The sequence below is a fragment of the Streptomyces chiangmaiensis genome (assembly GCF_036281785.1).
Lineage (GTDB): Bacteria > Actinomycetota > Actinomycetes > Streptomycetales > Streptomycetaceae > Streptomyces > Streptomyces chiangmaiensis.
Window position 1 is genome coordinate 1 of the sequence record NZ_JAYWVC010000359.1, and the last position, 4909, is coordinate 4909.

Consider the following 4909-nt stretch of genomic DNA (forward strand, 5'->3'; position numbering starts at 1 on the left):
CTATCAAGAGACCGCCGACTTCACGGGCGTGACCCCCGGCACGGTCGGCTCCCGCATCCACCGGGCCAGGTACCACCTCCGGCAACTGCTCCAGGACTACGCCGGCGAGCACGGCCTCGCTCCGAGGCACGCAACGAGCAGGCACGGCCAGGCCGCCTGCCCGAGCCATGGCGGGGGCCGCGCCCGAGTCGATGCCTGTACGCCGCTCCGGGAAACACGAGCAGAGGATCCTCACGGATGACGGCCGCGTCCGAGCCTGGTTCGACCGTGCCGAGGGCTGAGCTGATCGTGAACGAGATCGGGCCGTCGGCTGCGACCCTGGCCGTGGAGGTCTCGTTGCCCGCCCCTGGTCGCGGCGTTTCGCCCGATTCGCGGTGGCACCGGGCGGGGACATGGCCGTCTTCGCTCAGCGCATCTGGGCTTTGTGACGGACCCGCGCCTCAATGGTCGCCTCTGTGCTCAGGAGTCGGCTGTTCCGAAGGACCGGAAGATCCCTTCGGCATCGTCGTGGGCCATGCGGCGTACTCCTGGAGGCCCAGGTTGCCGATGCTCAGGTTCGCGTGGACGTGGTGGACCCCAGCCGGGACGATGCGGAACTCGCGGCCGAACTCGGTCCGTTCCGCGAAGTCCTCATCGTCCTCGCAGTCCTCCCGCGTCAGCGTGGTGACTGCCGGCGGCGCGTGGCACCCGGCCTGCATGGTCATCCGGTCGGCGAGGAAGACGACGGGCAAGTTGTCGTCGGCGCGCACCACATTCAGCACGTCGTCGACGGTCGCCTCTCATGCGCTTCCTGTCACACTCCGCCGGGTAGGCCTTCGTCGTACAGTCGGTGACGCCCCGGAAGCCTCCTGTCGGGCCGGTCACCACGTGCATGGTGGCCAGTGGTGCCCGTGAATCGGGAGGCAGGTGCAGGGGGAGCGCCGTGCGCAGGTATGTCCACGATCAACTGGCGGCTGCCGTGGAGGCGGTGGGCGCCACGGCTGTCAGCGTGCCCGTGGCGTTTGCCGTGCGTGGCGTTCCCCAGGCTGCCGAGGTGTGGTGGGCGGTGGCCTTCTTCACCGCACTCGCCGCCGTGTTCGGGGTGCTCGCATGCACCCCCGTGCGGTGGTCGGGCGGTAAGAAAAGGGACTTCGAGAGGGCGGTGCCGCTGGCCGACTCCGAAAGGGGCCTGCCCGCACCGGGCGATTCGCTGCGGCGCAGTTTCGACTGGGGCTTTCCTGCCTTTCTCGCAGTGTCAGGACTGGTCGGTGCGCTGCTCTGGGGACCCATGGCGGGGCTCTGGCCCCTTCTGTTCGTGCCGGAGCGGCTGGTCAAGGCCGCGTACGGGACTTACTGGGAGCGGCGCCACGGTGTCGTGCTTTGGATGGGGCTCGTATCCGATCAGCCCTTGGGGAAGAACGAGTTCCTCTATTCATCCGTACGGCAGCCCGGTCTTTGAAGACGGGCCGAGCGCTTTGAGCTCATCCATGCGGCGCCCCGAGAGAAGGTGCCGGGCGGTGCCGGGCCGGGCGAGTACGAGGGACGGCGAGTGCCGGAATGCCGAGAGCGAGAAGCTTGAAGCGACGACGACCGGACCGGCCCGGGAGATGCGGTCGGAAGGCGCCGGTCCGACCGGGACGTCCGACCCGCGCTCTTTCGTTACACCAGGCACCCTTGACAGCCTGCGTACTGTTTCGCGACGTTTGAGCCTCGCCGGATACTCGTGTCGGTCGTAGATCGGTCACAGACTGAGCGTGTGCACGGCGGGGGTCATCAGATGCCCAAAGCAGTGGAAGGACGCGGACAGCGCGTCATAGGGGGGAGCGGTCGCCCATGCGATCCATGAGTAGTCGTCAACAAGCCCTGTCATCCCGTGCCGCCACCGGCACGCTTCTCGCGGCGCCTGTGGAAGGGCAGTTGATGTGAGGTGGACATCACCGTTCACAGATTCGACGAACTGACCGACTCGCTGCGCGGGGCCTGGCACCAGGCCATGGATGCGTCGCCCGAATACGCCAACCCGTTCCTGGCCCCGGAGTTCGCGATCGGGATCGGCAGGTACCGCAGCGGGGCACGGGTGGCCGTCCTGCGTGAGGACGGAGAGCCGGTCGGCTTCTTCCCGTACGAGCGCAACGCCTTCGGCGTGGGTCGGGCCATCGGTCTCGGCCTGTCCGACTGCCAGGCCCTCGTGCACCGGCCCGGGGTCTCCTGGGACACCCGGGACCTCTTGCGAGCCTGCGGGTTGTCCATTTTCGAGTTCGACCACCTTGTCCAGGTGCAGGAGCCGTTCGGCGCCTACGTCACGGGGACGTTCGCCTCACCGGTGCTCGACGTGAAGCCTGGCGACGGCGACTACGCGCAATGGTTGCGCGGTGCGTATCCGGGGCTGGCGAAGACGGTGCTGAAGAAGGAACGCCGTCTGGGGCGGGACCTGGGTGACGTGCGCTTCATCTTCGACGAGCGCGATCCGCGGGCGCTGCGCACGCTCATGCAGTGGAAGTCCGCCCAGTACCGCCGCACGGGACGGATGGACCGGTTCTCGCGGCCGTGGATCGTGGACCTGGTGGACTACTTGTTCCACGTCCGCGAGGAGCACTTCACCGGAGTGCTGTCCGTGCTGTACGCCGGCGAGCGGCCGGTGGCGGCACACTTCGGGCCGCGGTCGAGCACGGTGCTCGCAGCCTGGTTCACCGCGTACGACCCCGAGCTCCGCTACTACTCGCCCGGGCTGATCATGCACCTCCGGCTGGCGGAGGCGGCGGCCCGGCACGGTGTGACGCTCGTGGACATGGGGCGCGGCGACAAAGAATACAAGGACTGGCTCAAGACCCGAGAGCTGCGTGTCGGCGAAGGGTTCGCGAGCCGGCCTCATCCGGTGGCGACGGCGCACCGGCTGTGGCGCAGGCCGGTGCGCGGTCTGCGCAACACGGTTCTGGCCCACCCCCAGCTGAGAGAACCGGCCGACCGGTTGCTGAAGACGGTAGGGAATCTGCGCACATCCGGTGGGCCCGGCTCCGGAGGGGCGGGGCCCCGCACACGCTGAGCACCGTTCTCCGACTCCCGGTAACGCGTCATCGCCGTGCCGGAGGTCCGGATGTGGCGCTCGGTGGAACCAGCGCGTCCGGTCATGGCGTCCGCACGTTGCTCATGAGGGCCGAGGTGGCGGCGCACCGTGGCCGACGCGCGGTTCGTGCAGTCACCGAGTGTGGCGTCCGTGGGTTCTCCGGGACGGACGCGACCGGTACCGGGGCGGGCCGTAGGTCGACGGCGGTGCGCCCCGGCTCCGGCCAGAAGCTCCAGGCCGAGAAGGCCTGGAGCGGAGCCGGACGCCGTCAGGCGGGGGCATTTGGCATCGGCCGCGGAGGCCGACGCCCTACGCTCGCCGCGTGACCGGTTGCGTCTACCTGGTCAGGGCCGCGTGAACGCGGCCCGATACAAGGTGCTCACAGGTCACTTTTCAGCCGCATCGGGCTCTTCGGGGGCGAGGAGCACGGCGACCCGGCTGGCGTGCGCGACGGCGTCGCTGACGCGCGGGTGGAAGAACGCCTCGACGGTCCCGCGGTGGTGGGGGCTGACGACGATGAGGTCGGCCCCCACTTCCTCGGCGGTGTCGGAGATGGTGGGGGCGATCATCGTGGTGAAGGCCTGGGTGACGGTGCCGTCCGCTGCGACGCCCTTCTCGCGCAGTTCTGCGAGGGCCTCGTCCAGTACCGCCTTGGCCTCGGTGTCGTCCTCCAGGGAGACGACGGCGCCGAGCGAGGCCGAGGCAGCGGATGCGGCGATGTGCAGAACGCTGACCTTGGCCTGGGTCAGCCGGGCCATGTCACCGGCCAGGCGCAGCGCGGAGTGGCGTGCGGGGCTCGGATCGATGGCGACCAGAATGTGGTGGAACATGAACGTGTTGACCCTTCCGAGAGGTGCGCAAAGGCTTACCGACGCTGGACAACGCGTCTTCGATGGATGAAACGGCCCGGGGTGGCCTGCTGTTCCTTCGTGATCGGAATCGCCACGTCGGCGGTGACGTCGTGGCCTGGAGGGCGGACCGTCCAGCACCCCTCGATCCTCGTCGGATCACCGCCGCATTCGCCTACGGTCTCATGACCGGGAAGGGTCGGTTGTCCCAATTTCCGGCTGAGGGCCACCAGGGCGCCGGTGGGCGGGCAGCGGGGCACGGCGCCGGGCGGTGACAGGCCGGGAGAGTCGATCGGCCCCCTGCTGTTGCAGGGTTTCAGCCGGCGTCGTCGTCTTCCTGCACGGCAGGCATGAAGGTGCGCAGCCACCGCTCCGTCTGGGCTACATGCGCCTGCGCGGCGCCGGCGGCCGCGACGGGGTCGCGGTCGGCGATCGCGGTGGCCAGGACACGGTGGTCCTCGTCGCTCTTGCCGCGCAACCGGGGGCCCTCGGGCAGGGTGAAGACCTGGTACTTGCGGGAGCGGGCACGGAAGACCGACAAAAGGGAGGCCAGGGTCGGGTTGCCGCCGATCTGTGCGATCTCCGCGTGGAAGCGATGGTCGAGTTCGGAGGCCTGGGTGGGGTCGTCGGTGGCCTCCATCTCCTCGATGAGCGAGAAGAGCGTGCGCACCGTCTCCGGGGTGCAGCGCGCCGCGGCCTGGGCCGCGACGTGGGCCTCCAGCACGCGCCGGATCTCGGAGACCTCCAACAGGCCCGGGAGGGGGAGGAGTTCGAGGGTCAACGCGAGGCTGCCGATGACGTCCTGCGGCCTGAGCCGGGAGACGTATGTGCCCGATCCGTGGCGTGGTTCGATCACGCCCAGGGCGGCGAGCATCCGCACAGCTTCGCGCAGCGATCCGCGTGAGACGCTCAGTTCCTCGCACAGCTCGCCTTCGGGCGGGATGCGCTCACCCGGGCCGAGACGCCCCGTTGCGATCATGTGCCGTAGACCGTGGAAAGCTTTCTCGACTGCGGACAT

7 protein-coding genes are annotated in these 4909 nt (G+C 69.2%); 3 read left to right on the forward strand and 4 right to left on the reverse strand.

All coding sequences use genetic code 11. The annotated features are described in order from the left end of the window. Window positions 1–241, forward strand: a 241-nt coding sequence (locus VXC91_RS47325) for a sigma factor-like helix-turn-helix DNA-binding protein (protein ID WP_408057610.1), incomplete at its 5' end; no start/stop codon positions are given. 199 nt (window positions 242–440) lie between these two features. On the opposite strand, the gene VXC91_RS42355 is transcribed toward VXC91_RS47325, so the two are convergent. Next, entirely contained in the window at window positions 441–761 is a 321-nt protein-coding gene (locus VXC91_RS42355) for a DUF6924 domain-containing protein (protein WP_329512680.1), read from the reverse strand. Between the two features lie 161 nt (window positions 762–922). Between VXC91_RS42355 and VXC91_RS42360 the strand changes: the two genes are divergently transcribed. Then, entirely contained in the window at window positions 923–1438 is a 516-nt protein-coding gene (locus VXC91_RS42360) for a hypothetical protein (RefSeq protein WP_329512681.1), read from the forward strand. A 282-nt stretch (window positions 1439–1720) separates the two neighbouring features. Here VXC91_RS42360 and VXC91_RS42365 read toward each other — a convergent pair whose 3' ends face one another. Beyond that, window positions 1721–1849 (reverse strand): hypothetical protein, encoded by a 129-nt coding sequence (locus VXC91_RS42365; RefSeq protein WP_329512682.1) that lies wholly within the window; start codon window positions 1847–1849, stop codon window positions 1721–1723. Window positions 1850–1906: 57 nt separating this feature from the next. On the opposite strand from VXC91_RS42365, the gene VXC91_RS42370 reads away from it, so the two are divergent. Continuing rightward, window positions 1907–3022: a GNAT family N-acetyltransferase gene (locus tag VXC91_RS42370; protein ID WP_329512683.1), complete on the forward strand. Its 1116-nt coding sequence runs from the start codon at window positions 1907–1909 to the stop codon at window positions 3020–3022. A gap of 407 nt (window positions 3023–3429) precedes the next feature. Here VXC91_RS42370 and VXC91_RS42375 read toward each other — a convergent pair whose 3' ends face one another. Then, window positions 3430–3873 (reverse strand): universal stress protein, encoded by a 444-nt coding sequence (locus VXC91_RS42375; protein ID WP_329512684.1) that lies wholly within the window; start codon window positions 3871–3873, stop codon window positions 3430–3432. A gap of 334 nt (window positions 3874–4207) precedes the next feature. Next, window positions 4208–4909, reverse strand: a 702-nt coding sequence (locus VXC91_RS42380) for a FadR/GntR family transcriptional regulator (protein ID WP_329512685.1), incomplete at its 5' end; no start/stop codon positions are given.